Origin of the sequence: Chryseobacterium pennae (assembly GCF_003385515.1) — a bacterium.
Lineage (GTDB): Bacteria > Bacteroidota > Bacteroidia > Flavobacteriales > Weeksellaceae > Chryseobacterium > Chryseobacterium pennae.
Genome location: NZ_QNVT01000018.1, coordinates 1 through 18,588, shown reverse-complemented (window position 1 = coordinate 18,588; position 18,588 = coordinate 1). Strand labels below are relative to the sequence as shown.

Here is an 18,588-nt window from a genome sequence, read left to right as displayed (position 1 = left end):
TAAATTTGATAAAATCATTAAATATTTAAACTATGTCTGAATTTAACGAATTTGACCAGCAAGGTTCTGTCCCGAATAGGGAAACCGGGTCTATCATTTCGCATGCCTTTGAAATGTATAAGGGCATTTTTGGTTACGCCGTTGTTGCCATGATCATCTATATTGTTGGAGGAATGATCATCCAAAGTGTTACCGGTTTCAATTCTGCAGCGATAATGGATGAAATGAGATCTTCAGGTGATTATGGGAATTTTAGATATTGGGAGACTCCCGGGTTCTCAATGTATATGACATTTTCCAGCCTTTTTTTATTATTACTGACCCCTCTGTATGTAGGGCTGATCTATATGGTAAATAAATTTAATACCAAAAACCCGATTGAGTTTTCAGACCTGTTTATTGGATACCGTCAGAATTTTGTTAATATATTGATCTACGGTTTTATTTCAGGACTCATTTCTTCGGTTGCGCTGGGACTTTGCTTTATTCCTTTTATTTTCGTTTATCCTTTTCTTTTATTAGGATATCCGATCCTGTTGTTTGAAAATGGATCTGCTATAGATGCCTTAAGTAAATCATTTAATATTGCAAAAGAGAATTACGGAACATTTTTAGGAGTGAGCTTTCTGGGGATGCTGATCTCTGTGGCAGGAGTTGTCTTATGTGGAATCGGTCTTATTTTAACGGCTCCGTTCATCATGATCGTGATGTATTCTGCTTATTGTGCCTTTATTGGAAAGCCAAGACAGATCACATACACTAAACAATAAAGATAAAATAAATAATACCTGATGAATAAAGACAATCAAATAAGCAGTGTTGCCATAAAGCAGATTTCTTTGCTCGCCATTATTTTGGTGCTGGCAGGCTTGGTCTGCTTTAATCTGGCATTGTTTATTCCATCGGTTTTAGGGGCTATTACCATTTATGTAGTCTGCAGAAAATATAACTTCTACCTTCAGGAAGAAAAAAAGTGGAAACCTTCACTTGCTGCTTTTGTATTAATGTTGGCAAGTCTTATTGTGCTGATCCTTCCTATTTATTTCATTGCAGATCTGATTATTGATAAATTAGGGAATGCACAGGCTTATATGGACAAATTCAATGTTTTTTTGGATAAAATTCATTCCTATATCCAAACAAAAACAGATTTTGATATCCTGAGCCAGGAAAATATGAATAAGCTGAAAAACTTTGTGGGAAAATTTTCCACTTCAGCATTGAGTGGAACATTCAACACGCTTACCGTGATAATGTCCATGTACTTTATTCTGTATTTTATGCTGGAAAAGCCAAGACTGTTCGAAAGAATCCTTACGACTTCAGCACCTTTAAAGAGATCTAATGTTTCATTACTTGGCGAAAAGCTGAGAAAGCTTATTATAGCAAATGCTATAGGTATTCCTGTAGTTGCAATTGGCCAGGGAATTGTTTCACTTATTGGATATCTGATATTCGGAGCTCCTGGAGCAGTATTGCTATTTGCTTTAACGGCAGCGGCTTCTGTTATTCCGGTAGTGGGGACGGCGATTGTGTATGTCCCTGTATGTATTTTTATGATTGCTGAAGGGAATACAGGGCAGGGAATTGGCCTTGCTATTTACTGTGTAGTGGTAGTAGGACTTACAGATAATTTGCTTCGTTTTACCCTTTTAAAGAAACTTGAAAATATCCATCCGCTGAATACTGTGTTTGGGATTATTATGGGGATGAACCTGTTTGGTTTTATGGGGCTTATTTTCGGACCTATTCTGATCTCATTTACCCTTCTTTTGATACAGGTATACAGAAATGAATTTGTAGATGAAAATACACCTCCTGATCTGGAATTGCCCAAGCAGGCAGAGTGAGAAGATAAATTGATTTAATTATATAAAAAGTGGAGGGAATAAATCCGGAAATATTAAGAGAAATCTGTGTTTTTAAGATGCCGTTTGGCAAATACGAAGGAACTGTTCTGATTGATCTTCCGATAAGCTATCTCGAATGGTTCAATAAAAATGGAATGCCAAAGGGAAAACTTGGAATGCAGTTATCAACCGTTTATGAAATCAAATTAAATGGGTTGATGGATCTGCTGGCACCCATCAGAGCTTCGGTAAGAAACGGATTGTAAAAAAATCTGTTTTGAGATAAATTTTCGGCGGCTTCGAAGAAGCCGCCGAAACTATTTTTATTATATATTTTAGGCCTTAAGGGCTGCAATTTCGTCTCTTAGCTTAGCTGCTTTAATGAAATCAAGATTTTTAGCTGCCGCTTCCATTTCTTTTTGCTTTTGCTCGATCATTTTTTCAACATCTTCACTGGCATAGGTAGCTTTAACTTCAGCAACCTTCTGAAGAATTTCTTTCTGGGTGTATTTTTCATCAGGAAAGTCTTTACTTCTTCCTACAAGGTTCTCAGATATCTTTTTATTGAGGGCTGTCGGTACCATACCATGATCCTCATTGTACTTCATCTGTTTTGCACGGCGGTATTCGGTTTCATCTAATGTTGCCTGCATCGATTTGGTAATCTTATCAGCATACATAATTGCTTTTCCGTTGATATTTCTTGCTGCACGTCCCACAGTCTGAATCATAGATCTTCTGCTTCTCAGCATTCCTTCCTTGTCAGCATCCAGAATAGCTACTAATGATACTTCAGGCAAGTCTAATCCTTCTCTTAAAAGGTTTACTCCAATCAGAACATCAAAGAGACCTAAACGCAGATCCTGCATAATCTGAATACGTTCCAGTGTTTCAACATCCGAGTGGATATATCTTGTCCTGATTCCGAATTTTGTGAAGTATTTCGTAAGTTCTTCCGCCATTTTCTTGGTTAAAGTAGTGACCAGAACCCTTTCATCAGCATCTGCTCTTTTCTGGATCTCTTCCATTAAATCATCAATCTGATTTAAACTTGGCCTTACTTCAATAATGGGATCAAGAAGTCCTGTTGGGCGGATAATCTGTTCAATATAAGCTCCGCCGGTTCTTTCCAGTTCATAATCTGCCGGAGTAGCAGAAACATAGATCACCTGATTCTGAATGGCTTCAAATTCTTCAAATTTTAAAGGCCTGTTATCCATTGCAGCAGGAAGCCTGAATCCATATTCTACTAGCGCTTCTTTTCTGCTTCGGTCACCACCATACATGGCATGAACCTGTGGCACTGTTACATGGCTTTCGTCAATAACCATCAAGAAATCTTTAGGAAAATAATCAATCAGACAGAAAGGTCTTGTTCCCGGAAGTCTGCCGTCAAGATATCTGGAATAATTTTCAATTCCTGAGCAGTAGCCCAGTTCTTTAATCATTTCCAGGTCAAGTTCAGTTCTTTCCTGAAGTCTTTTGGCTTCCAGTGGTTTTCCTATAGAGCTGAAGAAATCAACCTGTTTTACCATGTCATCCTGAATATCTTTAATCGCTCCGTTTAAAGTCTCTTTTGAGGTTACGAAAAGATTAGCCGGGTAAATCTGTATCTGATCGAAATTATCCTCTACATTTCCACTGACAGGATCAAAGCTTTGAATTTTTTCAATTTCATCCCCAAAAAACTGAATTCTAATCGCATTGTCTGCATATGCCGGGAAAACATCAATAACATCTCCCTTTACACGGAATGTTCCTCTCTGGAATTCATTTAATGTTCTGGCGTATAGGGCATTCACTAAAGAATGGAGAAGGGCTGTTCTCGTTACTTTTTCACCAATAGCGATAGAAATTAATGATTTGTGAAACTCAGTAGGGTTTCCGATACCATAAATACATGAAACAGAAGCTACAATCAATACATCTCTTCTTCCTGAGAGAAGACTTGCCGTTGCGGAAAGACGTAATTTTTCCACCTCTTCATTAATGCTCAGATCCTTTTCAATATAGGTCCCGGTTGTTGCAATATAGGCTTCCGGCTGATAGTAATCATAGTAGCTGACAAAATACTCGACTGCATTTTCAGGAAAGAATTCTTTAAATTCCATGAAAAGTTGTGCCGCCAGTGTTTTATTATGTGCCAGAACCAAGGTAGGACGCTGGACATTTTGAACAACATTGGCAACCGTAAAGGTTTTTCCGGATCCTGTTACCCCAAGAAGTGTCTGGTATTTTTCACCAATTTCAATTCCTGCAGTAAGTTTATCGATGGCTTGGGGCTGATCCCCGGTGGGTTTATATTCTGATTGAAGCTTAAAATCCATAAGAAGAATGTATAGAACAAAAATACGAAAGAAATTATTAGGCATGATAAAGTTTCGATGATGAATATTTTACAGATGTGTTTATTTACTCATAGTATGTCTTATACCTGTATCATAAAGTTTAAATAAGCTGGTTAATGGCATTATTTTTCCATTCATTATTAAACACCTAATCATAATAGTATGAAAATCAATCAATTTTACATCCCAGTGCTGTGCCTTTTTCTGATTTTATCTTCTTGTAAAAAGAATCATGCTAATGCACAACAGACCGGAAATGATGGCAGCGTAGAGACAGAAAAGCCTAATTCTGATTATCAGCCTGCATTTAAGGGACAGACAAGAACTAAAGCAATAAAAACAAATACGGCTTACAACGTAGAGATACTGAATAAGGACCTGGGGAGACCATGGGGAATTATTAATTTACCGGATGGAAGATTCCTTATTACAGACAAAAGAGGGTATATGAATATTGTTTCAAAGGATGGAAAACAGATCATGCTGATAGAAGGCTTTCCAAAAGTTGATTCTAAAGGACAGGGAGGAATGCTGGATGTAGCTCTTGATCCGGATTTTAAAACGAATTCGATTATTTATTTCAGTTTTTCGGAATCCTTTGGAAAAGGAAATCTGACTTCAGTAGCGAAAGGAAAATTATCAGATAATTTTAAATCAATTTCAGATGTAAAAATAATTTTCCGGGCAGAACCTTCCTATGATGGAGACAAACATTACGGAAGCAGATTGGTTTTTGATAAAGATGGAAACTTATTTATCAGTACCGGAGAAAGATCTGATAAAGTAACAAGGGTCTACGCACAGAAAACAGATAATTATTTAGGAAAAATCATCAAGATTACCAAGGATGGATTACCAGCCCCGGGAAACCCATTTATAGGAAAACAGGGATATAAACCTGAAATTTATGCTTATGGAGTTCGTAATCCTCAAGGTTTGGCTATTGATCCCAACGGAAATCTTTGGGATGTGGAAATGGGACCAAGAGGAGGAGATGAGATCAACCTTATTCAACCTGGTAAAAACTACGGCTGGGGAGATGTAACCTATGGTATTGAATATTCAGGTGTTAAAGTAGGGAAAGGCATTACCCGGAAAGAAGGTACAGAACAGCCTGTTTATTACTGGGATCCTGTTATTTCTCCAAGTGGAATCACTTTCTATACCGGAAATATAGACGAATGGAAAGGGAATCTTTTCATCGGTTGCCTCAGTGGTGAACATATCAACAGAATTGTGATGAAGGATAATAAAGTCATAGGTGAAGAACGTCTTTTGGCAGATCAGAACGAACGTTTCAGAGATGTCCTGAATGGAATGGATGGTAATCTTTATGCTGTGACAGACAGTGGAAAGCTTTATAAGATTTCAAAAAAATAAAAAATCCTGCTGAATATTTCAGCAGGATTTTTGTAATGAAGCGGGAGATCGGAAGAGGAAAGTTCTATCAGTCATTAGTAGAAATTTCGCGTTCTTAAGTTCTGATGAAGGTATTTGATTAAATAACCTAGGAAAGAATAGCTTCCAGCTTCCCTTATTTTTAAAACTTAAAGTTAAGTCTGGCAAAAACCTGTCTTCCTGCAAATCCCATCTGTACAGGGTCAAAAATCCCTCCGGCTTCTGTGTTTCCTTCTGTTACCTGTGCAGTCTGTAGCGTTGGGTATCTGTTGAATATATTTTTGCTGCCCAGAGTAAGGTTGAGGTTATTTGAAAACTCATATCCAAAAGAGATGTCTGTTGTTACTTTAGGGTTATAAATCTGTTCTCCATCATCATATCCGATTAATGTAACCTTATCAAACCTTACCAGTTGAAGATTTGCATTGAACTTACTGATCTTATAGTTGAGGTTAAGGTTTATCTTTGTTTTAGGAGCGGAAGCCAGAATAAAGGCTCTTTCTCTAGCACTTAGATAAACGTCTTCTTTTCCTTGTAGCTGTGGTGAGGTATTAACATTGGTAATTTCCATGTCATTATAGTTTCCGGCCAATGTAGCCGTTAATTTTCCTGATCCAAGACTTTCGCTATAGCTTAGGATAACATCAATTCCCTTAGTTCGGGTATCAATTGCATTGGAAAAGAACTGGGCCTGGTCAATGTAAGGGTAATCAGCCTGTACTTCCTTGGGTAAATCATCCTTTGAAAAATTTCCTGTCAGAACAATTCTGTTTTTTACACTAATATAGTATCCATCAATCGTTGCTGTGAATTTACCTGTATTAAAAGTAAAGCCAGCACTTCCGTTTACCGATGTTTCCTGTTTCAGCTGTTCAATGCCCAATCTTTTAGCAAGATCGCTATCATTCGAAGCTAATTGAATGGTAACCAATTTGCCATTCTGGAAATTTGTGAACTGCTGACTGTAATACTTCTGAGCAAGAGATGGAGCCCTGAATCCGGTAGAGACAGACCCGCGGAATGCGAATTGAGGAGTAATGGCGTATCGGGTAGCAAATTTGCCATTCATGGTACTTCCAAAATCATTGTAGTTCTCAAATCTTCCAGCAACACTGATCATCCAGTTTTTGGTAATATCCAGTTCCGTATCTACATAAGCGGCAAAATTATTTCTGTTTTTACCGATGTCTGTAGAATACCCTGGAAAACCCTGTGATCCTCCCGGTCTTATGTTATTTTCGCCAGGTGGAACAAGAGGGTTGGTCACCAATAAATTGGCAGGTGTATTAGGGGTTACCACATTTCCATTAATGTCATACATCGTATAAGAAGCTTCTTCTCCTTTAATTATATTAAATTTTTCATATCTGAATTCTGATCCGAAAGCAATATTCAGCCCTTCCAGTACTTTAAATTGCCTTACAGCATTGAATCCTGTTGTATTTTGTAATAATGAATGCCCTCCTGCATAAAATTGAGTAGGAGACTTAGGGCCTAAAGTTGCGTTAACAGTATTGGTGATATCATAAGTAAATCTGTTATTTCCAAAAGCATTATAAAAATCTACATCCCAGTTAGCTACTTTGAATTTTAACCCATTATCAAAGGTGAAATCACTAATACTGGTGTCTTCAATAGGATCAAAACCCATTGGGTAGATTTCAGGGATATTGCCGTTAGCTTTAGGAGTTCTCGTCCATGCGTAGGCTTTTGTATTTCTGTGTGAAAAGCCTTGGCGGGAATAGAATTTCAGTCCATCAGTTAATGGGAGTTCAATATTTCCGAAAAAATAAAAATTCTGAGCATTTGCATCTCCGAAACGTTGTCTAGGTGCAGTATACATTTCTGGATTTGCATTTCTTATCGCATAATCTTTGTTTATAAATTCAGCGGTGAAATTACCGAAGCCACCCTTGTTTCCAATTTTAGTTCCTAGATTTCCGCTGAAATCAAAAGTAGTTCCATCTACTTTATGATCGGAAGTCACATCGTTATTTCCCGGACTTTTAAAAAGATTCATTCCATAGAAAGCATTTCCTTCAAAACCTTTATCCCGGTCATTCAAAATAACATTGATGACCCCGGCAATTGCATCCGAACCATATTGAGCTGAAGCTCCATCACGCAGAACTTCTACTCTTTTAATTGCTCCAATGGGGATTGTATTCATATCATACCCTGTATTTCCTCTTCCTTTCGTTCCGAAAAGATTGATCAACGAAGACTGATGGTATCTTTTTCCATTAAGGAGAAGAAGAGTCTGATCCGGGCCAAGCCCTCTTAATGTTGCCGGATCTACGGCGTCAGCACCATCTGATCCTGATTGTTTGTTGGAGTTAAAGGAAGGTGCTGAGAACTGTAAAAGCTGGTTTATTTCTACCTGTCCTGTAGACTGGCTTACCTGTTTGATGTCTATAATATCAATAGGAACAGGAGTGTTGACAACAGTTCTTTTTTTGTTCCGGCTTCCGGTAATGGCTACTTCGTCTATTTTTGATTCCTTTGTAATAGTGTCTCTTACCTGTTGTGCATAGGATAGAGAAGAAGCAGTAAGAAAAATAATGCTTATGTATTTTATCTTCATATTGATAATTTTGAGTGATGGCTAGCTCAAAATTATCAATATTTATTCTTAAATCAATACTTAAATTTATTATTTGTTATGAATGTTTTAATTTAATACCGTATGTGTTAAAATAAAGTAAAATAATAGTTAAAATGTTTAATTTAATGAAAATTTTAAACATTAAAAGCTGGTAATGATTCGCTTAATCCCTTCTTCTAAAATTTCCTGTGAAGTGGAAAAGCAGATTCTGATATGTCCTTCAGCTCCTTTTCCAAACCATCTTTCTGAGCCCGGAACAATCGCTACTTTTCCCTGTTGTAGAACATGTTGTGCAAACTGATCGCTGGACATTCCGTTTTCAATCTTCGGAAATAATACAAAAGTGGCTTCAGGGAGGCTGGGAGTCACAAGTCCTGAACCGCTTAAGAGCTGGAATGCAAGATCTCTATTTTGCTGTAAATGATTTAAAAATTCTTTATACCACGGTTTGGCTTTTTCCAATGCTACACTTCCCGCAATTTGTGATAAAGTAGATACTCCTTCTATGGTAGAATTGAAATTGGATTGCTCCGTAAAATCTTCAAGAATTTCCTGATCATTACATAAAACAGCACCAATTCTCAATCCAGCAATCCCAAATGATTTTGAAAATCCATACACCGTAAAGCTTTTTCTTTTAGCCTCTTCAGAAACTGATGAATAGGTATGGAAATCTCTGTTGTCATAAATAATATCACTCCAGATCTCATCACTCATTACCCACAAATCATGAGCAGAAGCAATCTCAGAAACCTTTTTCAGTGTTTCTTTAGAGTATACTTTTCCCAGCGGGTTATGTGGATTACAGATACTGATCAGTTTAGTGTTGGGATTGATTAAAGAAACCATTTTTTCAAAATCAATTTCTCCGGTTTTGGTATCAACTGGGCATAGTTTTACTGTTCCACCGGCTGTTTCTACTGACTTTTTAAATAAAAAATCTACAGGATCCAGAATAATAGCTTCATCACCAGGGTTTAAAACATATTTGGCGATCAGGAACATTCCCTGCGCAGCACTGTTTACAGCAAGAATGTTTTCTGGAGAAAAAGTTCCATGTTTTTCCTGATTAAAATGATCAGCAACACTTTTCTTAAACTCCGGAAGTCCGGAAAATGGGCCATAGCTAAGATAACCGTCTCTGATATATTCAATAATTCCCTGTTCTATTTCCGGGGCAGTTCTGAAGTCAGGATCAGCAGCTGTTAGAGGAATAATCCCGTCTTCCAGGGTTGCCCATCTCCCGTTGTAGGCTTTTCTTTTTAGGGCTTCGAAGTTGATATCGTTATTGGTAAACATTTTTTATTTGTATGATATAGGTAAAATATTGTCTGTTTGTTGGTCTGTTGGAAGTAGAAACTGATTCAATAGTATTCTGCCATTATGAATGTGAGTTTCTATTTCAGGCTTTCTTTCCGACTCATATTTATAAAAAGCTGCTGTAATATCAGTCTCTTCAACTAAGTATTTAGTCAGTGTGTAAGAATCCTTCAGTGCTGAGGTTACTCCCTGGCTCGTAAATGGAATGAGCGGATGTGCTGCGTCGCCTATGAATACTGTGTTATTTTTGTAAAAAGGGTTGAGGTTTTCCAATTCATAAACACACCATAAGTGTACATTCTTGTAGCTTGATTTTTTGATAATTGATGAAACTAAAGGACACCAGTCCGCAAAAACGTCAAGCATATAATTTTTTAAATGGTCAGCAGTACATTCGTTGATCTTATACTTTTCATTATCGAATTGGGAATACCAAAGAATTGTATCATGGGAAAGCTTAAGGATTCCAAAAGTAAGGCCGCCCTGATCGTGATGGAACTTCATGAAATCATTCTCGATAGAAGAAGCAATTTCTTTGTCTGTAATAATATTAACCACTTCATTTTCCCTTACCTGTCTCATCTTTTCATCCTTAAAAAGACTTCTTCTGATCCGGCTTTTTGAGCCATCCGAAACAATGGTGATATCAGCTTCTATATCAGTTCCGTCAGCATTCTTAAGTTTTCCTTTTTCTGTTTCACAGGGAATTACAGTAGCATTGTATGTTATTTTTTCAGGACAAATTTTTTCAGACAGAAGCTGAATGAGTGCGTGTCTTGAAATGGCAAACACATTACTGAGGTCCTTTTCTGCTAGTTTTTTGCCTGTATGGGAATATTGTATGTATTTTTTCAGAAAGCTACCATGTGCAAAAAGAAGCGAGCGGTCAATGATCTGAGTAAGATATTCTATGCCCTCCTGTGGAATAAGAAAGCCATGGCCGGCAAGATCTTCTTTTTTTCTTCTTTCGTAAATATGGTAATCAATGTTGTGCTTTTCGAGATAATTCGCCATGCTTAAGCCGGAAATACCAGCGCCCACGACAGCAATTTTGTTCATGTTCGGAATAATGGATTTTTTCAGGTTGGTGTTTAGATTACTTTTTCAGTACAAAAGTAAATTAAAAACATTCATTATTTTTAAAAAATAAATTAAATTGATTCTTAAATTTCAAAAAAACAGATGAAAAGCATAAGAAATATTGAGTAAAATAGTAGAGTAAGAAATGACCATAAAAAAACCGGAATTTATTTCCGGTTTTAGTTTTTATGCTTTTTCAAGCTGAACAGTAAAATGTCTTAATATTTCCGGCTCCCAGGTAATTTTATACCCTTTTGCAATTTCTTCACGTCTTTCATATACATTCTTTATTGCAGTAGCAATATAATCCATATGATTATTAGTATAAGTCCTTCTAGGAATCGCCAGACGTACCAATTCCAATTTAGGATAGCGGTTTTGTCTGGTTTCAGGATCTCTGTCTGCCAGTAAAGTTCCAATCTCTACCGTTCTGATTCCGGCTTCCTTATAAATCTCAAGGCCTAATGTCTGAGCCGGATATTCCTCACGGGAAACATTGGGAAGGAAATTCAAAGAGTCAATGAAGACGGCGTGTCCTCCAATTGGCTTCTGAACCGGAATTCCGTATTCGATCAGTTTGTTTCCAAGGTATTCAACCTGAGAAATTCTGCTTTCCAGATAAGCAAATTCTGTAGCTTCATCAAGTCCTACAGCCAAAGCTGCCATGTCTCTTCCTGCCATTCCCCCATAAGTAATAAACCCTTCATAAATGATGGTGAAGTTGGAGGCTTTTCTGAAGATTTCCTCGCTATTTAAAGCGATAAATCCACCGATGTTTACCAATCCGTCCTTTTTAGAACTCATGGTCATTCCGTCACCATAAGAGAAAATTTCTTTGCAGATCTCTTTGATGCTTCTGTTTTCCTGTCCCTGTTCTCTTTTTTTAATGAAGTAAGCATTTTCTGCAAATCTTGCAGAATCAAAGAATACAGGAATTCCGTATTGGTCGGAAAGGGCTTTTACCGCTTTCATGTTTTCTAAAGAAACAGGTTGCCCTCCTGAAGAATTACAAGTAATGGTGATTAGGCAGAACGGAATACTTTCCTTTGGATGATTTTTATAAACTGCCTCCAGTTTTTCAAGGTTGATATTCCCTTTGAAGGGGTGAAGATCATTAATGTCAAAAGCTTCATCAATTGTACAGTCAATTGCGTGTGCTTTTCTGAACTCAATATGTCCTTTTGTGGTATCAAAATGAGAGTTTCCGGGAACTACATCACCTTCTTTTACCAATACAGAAAAAAGCACATTTTCAGCAGCTCTTCCCTGGTGAGTCGGCAATAGGTATTTGAATCCGGTAATTCTTTCAACAGTATTCTGAAGCTGCTCAAATGAACGGGATCCTGCATAGCTTTCGTCGCCGGTCATCAATGCTGCCCATTGTCTGTCAGACATTGCTCCGGTTCCGGAATCTGTTAAAAGGTCAATATAAACGTGTGAAGATTTCAAGTTGAAAAGATTGTAATTAGCTTCTTTAAGCCATTGTTCTCTTTCAGCTCTTGTGGATTGGTAGATTTCTTCCACCATTTTAATGCGGAAAGGTTCCGCGTACGGTAAATTCATGGGGTTGGTATGTTTTTAAATTGTGTGTAAAAGAAAAATCGGTTTGAAAATAATTTTCAAATTCATCAATGTACATCTAAAGCGGAATAGAGGCTATTCCGGTGCTTTAAATATATTTTCATCAGAATGGAATCCGGCAACACCGCCGCTTACTGCAAACTTCATAGCCGAAGCAGCAGTCATCCCCACTACAGGTTTGATATTTTTTTCTTCAGTAACAATTACCCAGCCTGAAATTGCGTATGAATGGGGTAAATATACCGCAACGTAATTATGCTTGTCAACGTCCGACATTTCTTTCTGGGTTAAAAAACCGATTCTCCAGATTTCCGGATTTTCGTTCGTTTTTACCCATACAGGATCGTTGAATTTTTTCTTGTCACCCACAAAAGAGGACATGACGTCCTTGGTAGGAGTGTAAATATGTTTTACTCCCGGTGTTTTTTCCAGTAAACTGTCCATGGTGTCGAAAAAGAACCTTCCTACCACAAATTTATTTCCCAGAAAACCTAAAATAGCAGTAAGTAATATGATTGAAACGAAAACAAGTCCCGGAACCTGCTTTGCCAGCGAAGGAACAAGGTTGTCTATAGCGCTTACAATATACCAGATCACGAAAATTGTGAGTCCGATTGGGCCAATAATAACCAGCCCCTGAAAAAAGTTTTTCAGGAATAGATTGGCAATACTTTCAAAGCTAGGTTTCTTCAACGTTTATTCTTTACTGTTTATAGGTTAACCGTGTATGGTTTCTTTATTTCCGTAGGATTTAATAATATTGGCTTCATATTCCAGCCATGCTTCCCATCGTTCATTTACCCTTTCAGGATCACCAAGTTGTCTGGCAAATGCAATGAAAGTTGTATAATGGTTAGCCTCAGAGATCATAAGCTCCCTGTAGAAGACTTTAAGTTCTTCATCCTTGATGTTTTCCGTAAGAACTTTGAATCTCTCACAGCTTCTGGCCTCAATCATTGCTGCAAAAAGCATTTTGTCTACAATAAGATTTTCTCTGCTTCCCTGAATAATAAACTTTGCCAGCTCATTCACATAGTCATCCTTTCTTGCTCTTCCGAACTTGTAGCCTCTCTTTTTGATGATTTCATGAACCTGATTGAAATGATCAAGTTCTTCCTGAGCAATGGCAAGAAGCTCTGTAACGATTTCCGGATATTCAGGAAGCATTGTGATCAGACCAATGGCATTGGTAGCAGCTTTTTGTTCGCACCACGCATGATCTGTTAAAATTTCTTCGATGTTTCCTTCTGCAATGTTTGCCCACCTTGGATCGGTAGGGAGTTTCAACTTAAACATGTTTTAAATTTTTGTAAATTTAAAACAAATTAGGCATATTCGGTGCTTTTGATGGGGTAGAATTTCTATTCTGTTGGGTTTTGTTTAATGAGGAGCTTGTTTTATATAGTATTTATAAAAGGAAGAGCTGTTAGAGTATTGTATTTTTTCTTAAATTACTGTCTAATAACGAAACTAATAATCAGATAATCATTTGAATGGATATAAGTAGACAGTTCTGTTGGTCAATAGGATATTTATTGCTTTTCATAGGGGGAGGGAAGATGCAGGCACAGGAAAAAGATTCAGTGGAAATTTTGCTAAAACCTTATGCAAGCCTTCGCGGACATCTGGCGGTATACGATAATAAGCTGGAACTTCAGGAAAATGCTTCCAGAATTGGATTGGAAGTGAATATTAAAAAACATGATTTTGGAATCATTGCAGGGGGTGAAATTCAGTTGAATATGTTTAAAGGAGGTACCTCTTTTAATGTAGACGGCAATTTGTCAGGAGGTTTTCTTAACGTAGAGTCTGCACAGAAACAACAGGTTTTTGGAAATCGTCTTGGGTATCTGGGATTGGATTTAGGTAAATTCGGAACCCTTACCATCGGAAAACAATGGAGTGTTTATCGGGATATTACTGCTTATACTGATAAGTTCAATGTTTTTGGATCAAGAGCATCAGCAACGTTTATTGGTGGAACAGACGGTGGAGAAACAGGAACCGGCCGGGCAGACCAGGCTGTTATTTACCGGAATCATTTTGGACCCTTTTATTTGGGTGGACAGATTCAGGCCAGAGGCGGGAACAACGGTAAATTTATTGATGGATTCGGAGCTTCTCTTCAATATAAAATAAAAGAAGGTTTTTTTGCCGGAGCAGCTTATAATAGGGCCTTGCTTAGTGATAACCTTGTGACTGCTGGAAGAATTATTGGTCTTACAGGCCAACCAACTTATTTTTCTTTAGGAACTAAATACATTGGGCAGACTATAGATTTTAGTATTGTAGGTGTGCTGCAGAAAAACGGAGATTTTTCTCAGGGGTCTTATCTCGATCCTACTGTAGGGGCATTCCCTTTTACAACCGTTTTTAATGCCAAAGGATTAGAAGTCTTCGGGAAATATAAATTCCAGAAGTTTTCTGTTTTGGCAGGGTATAATCTGTATGTTCCGGAGCTAAAATCTATAGAAGACAATTCAGTACAATATAGCCTTGATCCAGGATTTAAAAAGAATGATATTATTGTAGGTTTTTCCTATTTCCCTTTTAAATTTGCTCAAATTTATAGTGAACAAAGATTTTCTATGGGAAAAGCGTCAAATGGAGAAAGAGAAAAGAGTGTTTTCACTTTGGGTCTTAAAATTGATCTTTCAGGCAGTTTCAGTAAGAAGATCAGTCTTTAATAGCTGTTTTCTTTCTGAAAAATTCAAGGATATTCCATCCCAATGTGTCTATTTTTTTCAGTCCTGCAGAAATAGCGAATGCCAGAAGGATATTAATAACATAAATAATAATCATCAAAACCCACCATGACATGTTTTCTTTCAGTGGAACGACGAAAAAATATACTAAAGACGAACTTATCCCCTGTGCAAAATAGAAGAAAATAGCATTTTTACCAATGTAAGTGATAAAGTTTTCCTTAGTAATCTTAAATCTGTTATAAAGAACAAATAAGGTAACCAGAGAAAATTGAGCCCAAATGATATAAGGAATCTGTGGTGGAAATTTATTTTTATTGATTTTGTAGAAAATTTCATTTCCATAATACCAGAACATCCATGTTAAAGCTAAAGCCACAAATGCATATAATACAGGAATAAACTTGTTGGGGATTTTTTTTCCGCGCATTCTGTTCCCAATTAAAAAAACGGCCATATAAAAAGCAACGTAGCCTACTTGTCCTGTCGGATAATATTCTGGGAAAATATTGAATAATAAGGTCAGTCCAATACAGAGTCCAATAAACCAATTGATATGTTTTGGAAAAAATCTTAAGATTAGTACCCCCAAAACAGTAAGAATATAATAGACTTTGAGGTACCAAAAGCTCCCCATAACAACTGGAAAAGTGTCAGCATTAGTATATTGATGCAGATACCAGTTTCCTAGGTTTTGCCATTGCGGAATTGCAGAAATACTGGTGGTAGAGTATTTGGAACCGAAGGTTGAATAAAAATTCTGTAGCCATTCCAGGGAAAAGAATGTCAGTCCAAAGACCTTAAAGAAGTAATCTAAGAGGAACAGAAATGTTACAAAAATCATATAGGTGATCTGTAATTTGAGTAACCTGTAAAATGTTTTCTCAATATTGGCTCCTGAAGTAATTCCGCTCAATGCATAAAATAAGGCGACATCAAAAACAAGGGAAAACACTCTTACTTCTGCCGGAATATAGAACTGTCCCGACCAGAAAGCCGTGTGGATAAAGATAATGGATAGGGTAGCCAGTCCTTTGGCGAAGTCAATATAGAGATCTCTGTTCATTAGGATAGATATGGGTCAAAAGTAAATAAAACTTTTGTTATTTTTCAAGTCAAATAAAAGAGGCAGAACTTAAATTGCCTGCCTCCTTTCTTAAATATGCTAAAAATGAATGTTTCTTTTATTGAAGATGTTTAAATTCTTCCGCAGAAATTTCTCCAGACTGAATTTTTCTTAGTTCATCTATATATTGGCTCATGTAAGCATCAATTTCTGGATTTATCTTATTCTTAGCCATTTTATAAGTTCCGTTAAGAACTCCCTGGTAGTAATAGAAGAAATTGTAATCAAAGTTGGATGCGTTAAGGTCATATTGCCCTAAAAGGAAACCTAAACGAACGGCTGATCTTCTTTGTGCAGGAGTTCCATGGTGTCCCGGGCTATTGGTTTGATAATCTCCAATGCTTTGTGCAAACTCGTAAGCGGCAGCAATTTCTGGGAAACTTGTCTTATTGTAACCGTTAGGTCTTCTTAAGTAATATCCTGCAAAACCATCAGCTTCAAGCTCATTAGGTCTTGCTGTGTTTTCGTTTACTGAAGGAAGTCCAAAGATATACTGTAACTGATGTCCATACTCATGAGCAAGAATCATTGCATTCACAATATCTCCGCCTTTTGCTTTTGCATCATAATAGATAGCATAACCATAATAGATCTTTCCTGTAGAATAAGAAATTGCATTGTAGGTTGAATTGAAATTAGATGCATCATTCACAAATTGTAGAGTAGGATTGCTTCTTCCCCATAAACTTGCAATTTTAGTCATCTGAGCATTCATGAAATTAGTGTCTGTGGAGTTCTGAAGTCCGGTCAATAAAACAGAACTGGAGCTCCAGTTATTGTCTACATATGCACAGTTTTTTTCAACGGCTCCGGGTTGTTCAATTTTTGCACTGGAGCTTTCCTGTTGAGGAAGAACAGTATCTTCCATTTTGTCATCACTACATGCTGTAAGGAATGTTGCAGTAATGACGCCTGCTATTAAGCAGAGGTTAAAGTTTCTTTTCATATAATTATTTAGTTGGTAAAACGAAGGTAAGAAATTATCTTTTATATATGAGCACATTATCGTTAAAAATTATTCAAAACATAGTGAATAGATTTTTTCAATAAAAAACATTGCTTTGATTGTAAGCTGTTTAGAATTTTATTTGTATATTTGCACCTCGAAATAACTAAAAATTTATAAACAATGTTTGCAATTGTAGAAATAGCAGGGCTTCAATATAAAGTTGAGCAAGACCAAAAGTTGTTTGTGAACCGTTTAAAAGGAGATAAAGGAGGAAAAGTTTCTTTCGATAAAGTTCTTCTTACTGTAAACGGAGCAATCACTGTAGGCGCCCCAGCTGTAAGCGGAATCACTGTGGAAGCAGAGATCCTTGACCATGTAAAAGCTGATAAAGTAATCATTTTCAAAAAGAAAAGAAGAAAAGGTTACCAAGTGAAAAACGGTCACAGACAATCTTTAACTCAAATCGTAATCACAGGTATTACAGGATTTGAAGGCGGAGCTAAAAAAGCAGCTAAAAAAGAAACTGTAAAGTCTGAAGTTCTTTCTGACCATGCAACTGTTAACTTTGGTGAAGATCACGAATTGAACTATCACTTAAAGAAAAACAACTTGTCTCAGTCTAAAGAGAACAGAGAAACTTTAATTACTTTAGGTAAAGCAGTTAAAGTTGAATTAGAAAAGAATATTCTTACTCATGAAGAAGTAGATGCTGCTATCATTAAGAATATTGATCAATTTAAAGCACTTAACAAATAATCCAGTAATAAAATGGCACACAAGAAAGGAGTCGGTAGTTCCAAGAACGGTAGAGAGTCTCACTCTAAGAGATTAGGTGTGAAGATTTTCGGAGGACAAGCAGCTATTGCCGGAAATATTATTGTTAGACAAAGAGGTACTCAACACCACCCAGGTGATAATGTTGGTATAGGTAAAGACCACACTTTGTTTGCATTAGTAGATGGTAAAGTAGTTTTCAGAAAGAAAGCAAACAACAGATCTTTTGTATCTGTAGAACCAAACGCATAATTTTTAAGCGTTTTATAAAAATTAAATCCTCAGCAAATGCTGAGGATTTTTTTGTTTGTATCCCAACTGTTAAATTTTTAATAAATATTCTAGCAGGTGGGAAATATTTATATATTTGCTAAAGATCAGATAATAAGTCCGCTGCAGATACCGAAAAGTATATAGAGCAGGCTACAAATTAAAACTAAATAACTATGAAAAATTTAAAAAAATTAACAAAGAAGAGTCTGAAAACAATTAACGGTGGGGGCGTACTATGCCCGGCAAAGCCAATTACATCATGCGACTTATGGTGTGGGTTGACTCCACAGCAGAAAATGCGCTGTTTGCTTGATGTAGAAGAAGTTTGTACATGTTAATTCTTTGTAATTATTAGATGAGAAACCTTAGAAAATTCACTAAAAATCAATTGAAATCAATTGGAGGCGGGAATGATTATACATGCCCTGGTTACATGATAACGACTTGTGCCGAATGGTGCAGACTGAGTCCATGGCAGCAGCAGTATTGCCTGAATGCTATAGAAGAGTTTTGTAATTGCTCTTAATAAATCTTGATAATACAATGGGGCGGCTTCGAAGAAGCCGCCCCATTGTATAT

General features: G+C 36.8%; 18 protein-coding genes. 8 read left to right on the top strand and 10 right to left on the bottom strand.

Annotated elements, in window-relative coordinates:
• Positions 1-32: 32 nt before the first annotated feature.
• Genes DRF65_RS17395 through DRF65_RS17385 form a run of 3 tightly spaced genes read left to right on the top strand, consistent with a single transcriptional unit; the run spans position 33 to position 2,116 of the window.
• A complete protein-coding gene (locus DRF65_RS17395; RefSeq protein ID WP_115972025.1) occupies positions 33-770 on the top strand; it encodes a beta-carotene 15,15'-monooxygenase in 738 nt (245 codons plus the stop codon).
• Between the two features lie 21 nt (positions 771-791).
• On the top strand, positions 792-1,850 hold the full coding sequence (locus DRF65_RS17390) for an AI-2E family transporter (protein ID WP_115972024.1): 1,059 nt from the start codon (positions 792-794) through the stop codon (positions 1,848-1,850).
• A 38-nt stretch (positions 1,851-1,888) separates the two neighbouring features.
• Positions 1,889-2,116 carry a DUF3820 family protein gene (locus DRF65_RS17385; RefSeq protein ID WP_115972107.1) on the top strand — a complete coding sequence of 76 codons (228 nt, stop codon included), beginning with the start codon at positions 1,889-1,891 and terminating at the stop codon, positions 2,114-2,116.
• 69 nt (positions 2,117-2,185) lie between these two features.
• Here DRF65_RS17385 and uvrB read toward each other — a convergent pair whose 3' ends face one another.
• Positions 2,186-4,177, bottom strand: coding sequence for an excinuclease ABC subunit UvrB (gene uvrB, locus DRF65_RS17380; protein WP_115972023.1), 1,992 nt, complete (start codon positions 4,175-4,177; stop codon positions 2,186-2,188).
• Positions 4,178-4,360: 183 nt separating this feature from the next.
• Between uvrB and DRF65_RS17375 the strand changes: the two genes are divergently transcribed.
• Positions 4,361-5,578: a PQQ-dependent sugar dehydrogenase gene (locus DRF65_RS17375; protein WP_115972022.1), complete on the top strand. Its 1,218-nt coding sequence runs from the start codon at positions 4,361-4,363 to the stop codon at positions 5,576-5,578.
• 160 nt (positions 5,579-5,738) lie between these two features.
• Here DRF65_RS17375 and DRF65_RS17370 read toward each other — a convergent pair whose 3' ends face one another.
• From DRF65_RS17370 to miaE, 6 genes are all read right to left on the bottom strand, one after another.
• Complete coding sequence (locus DRF65_RS17370; RefSeq protein WP_115972021.1) at positions 5,739-8,180, bottom strand: TonB-dependent receptor plug domain-containing protein; 2,442 nt, start codon at positions 8,178-8,180, stop codon at positions 5,739-5,741.
• 162 nt (positions 8,181-8,342) lie between these two features.
• Positions 8,343-9,500 carry a pyridoxal phosphate-dependent aminotransferase gene (locus DRF65_RS17365; protein ID WP_115972020.1) on the bottom strand — a complete coding sequence of 386 codons (1,158 nt, stop codon included), beginning with the start codon at positions 9,498-9,500 and terminating at the stop codon, positions 8,343-8,345.
• A 3-nt stretch (positions 9,501-9,503) separates the two neighbouring features.
• The gene (locus DRF65_RS17360; RefSeq protein ID WP_115972019.1) at positions 9,504-10,580 is read right to left on the bottom strand and encodes an FAD-dependent monooxygenase; all 1,077 of its coding nucleotides are present in this window, start codon (positions 10,578-10,580) and stop codon (positions 9,504-9,506) included.
• 207 nt (positions 10,581-10,787) lie between these two features.
• Positions 10,788-12,164: a tryptophanase gene (locus DRF65_RS17355; RefSeq protein ID WP_115972018.1), complete on the bottom strand. Its 1,377-nt coding sequence runs from the start codon at positions 12,162-12,164 to the stop codon at positions 10,788-10,790.
• A gap of 93 nt (positions 12,165-12,257) precedes the next feature.
• Positions 12,258-12,875: a DUF502 domain-containing protein gene (locus DRF65_RS17350; RefSeq protein ID WP_115972017.1), complete on the bottom strand. Its 618-nt coding sequence runs from the start codon at positions 12,873-12,875 to the stop codon at positions 12,258-12,260.
• Between the two features lie 24 nt (positions 12,876-12,899).
• The gene (gene miaE / locus DRF65_RS17345) at positions 12,900-13,478 is read right to left on the bottom strand and encodes a tRNA-(ms[2]io[6]A)-hydroxylase (RefSeq protein ID WP_115972016.1); all 579 of its coding nucleotides are present in this window, start codon (positions 13,476-13,478) and stop codon (positions 12,900-12,902) included.
• Positions 13,479-13,675: 197 nt separating this feature from the next.
• Here miaE and DRF65_RS17340 point away from each other — a divergent pair, with 197 nt between their 5' ends.
• Positions 13,676-14,869: a porin gene (locus DRF65_RS17340; RefSeq protein WP_228438775.1), complete on the top strand. Its 1,194-nt coding sequence runs from the start codon at positions 13,676-13,678 to the stop codon at positions 14,867-14,869.
• Here the strand turns inward: DRF65_RS17340 and DRF65_RS17335 are convergent.
• Both DRF65_RS17335 and DRF65_RS17330 read right to left on the bottom strand, forming a co-directional pair.
• A complete protein-coding gene (locus DRF65_RS17335; RefSeq protein WP_115972014.1) occupies positions 14,859-15,953 on the bottom strand; it encodes an acyltransferase family protein in 1,095 nt (364 codons plus the stop codon). The genes DRF65_RS17340 and DRF65_RS17335 overlap by 11 nt on opposite strands.
• Positions 15,954-16,071: 118 nt before the next feature.
• A complete protein-coding gene (locus DRF65_RS17330) occupies positions 16,072-16,959 on the bottom strand; it encodes a neutral zinc metallopeptidase (protein WP_115972013.1) in 888 nt (295 codons plus the stop codon).
• Positions 16,960-17,142: 183 nt separating this feature from the next.
• Between DRF65_RS17330 and rplU the strand changes: the two genes are divergently transcribed.
• From rplU to DRF65_RS29350, 3 genes are all read left to right on the top strand, one after another.
• The gene (gene rplU, locus DRF65_RS17325; RefSeq protein ID WP_115972012.1) at positions 17,143-17,718 is read left to right on the top strand and encodes a 50S ribosomal protein L21; all 576 of its coding nucleotides are present in this window, start codon (positions 17,143-17,145) and stop codon (positions 17,716-17,718) included.
• A gap of 12 nt (positions 17,719-17,730) precedes the next feature.
• Positions 17,731-17,988 (top strand): 50S ribosomal protein L27, encoded by a 258-nt coding sequence (rpmA, locus tag DRF65_RS17320; protein ID WP_027372929.1) that lies wholly within the window; start codon positions 17,731-17,733, stop codon positions 17,986-17,988.
• Positions 17,989-18,182: 194 nt separating this feature from the next.
• Complete coding sequence (locus DRF65_RS29350; RefSeq protein WP_409013146.1) at positions 18,183-18,347, top strand: bacteriocin-like protein; 165 nt, start codon at positions 18,183-18,185, stop codon at positions 18,345-18,347.
• 56 nt (positions 18,348-18,403) lie between these two features.
• On the opposite strand, the gene DRF65_RS28900 is transcribed toward DRF65_RS29350, so the two are convergent.
• Positions 18,404-18,588: hypothetical protein (locus tag DRF65_RS28900; RefSeq protein ID WP_228438773.1), on the bottom strand; the 185-nt coding region annotated here is incomplete at its 5' end.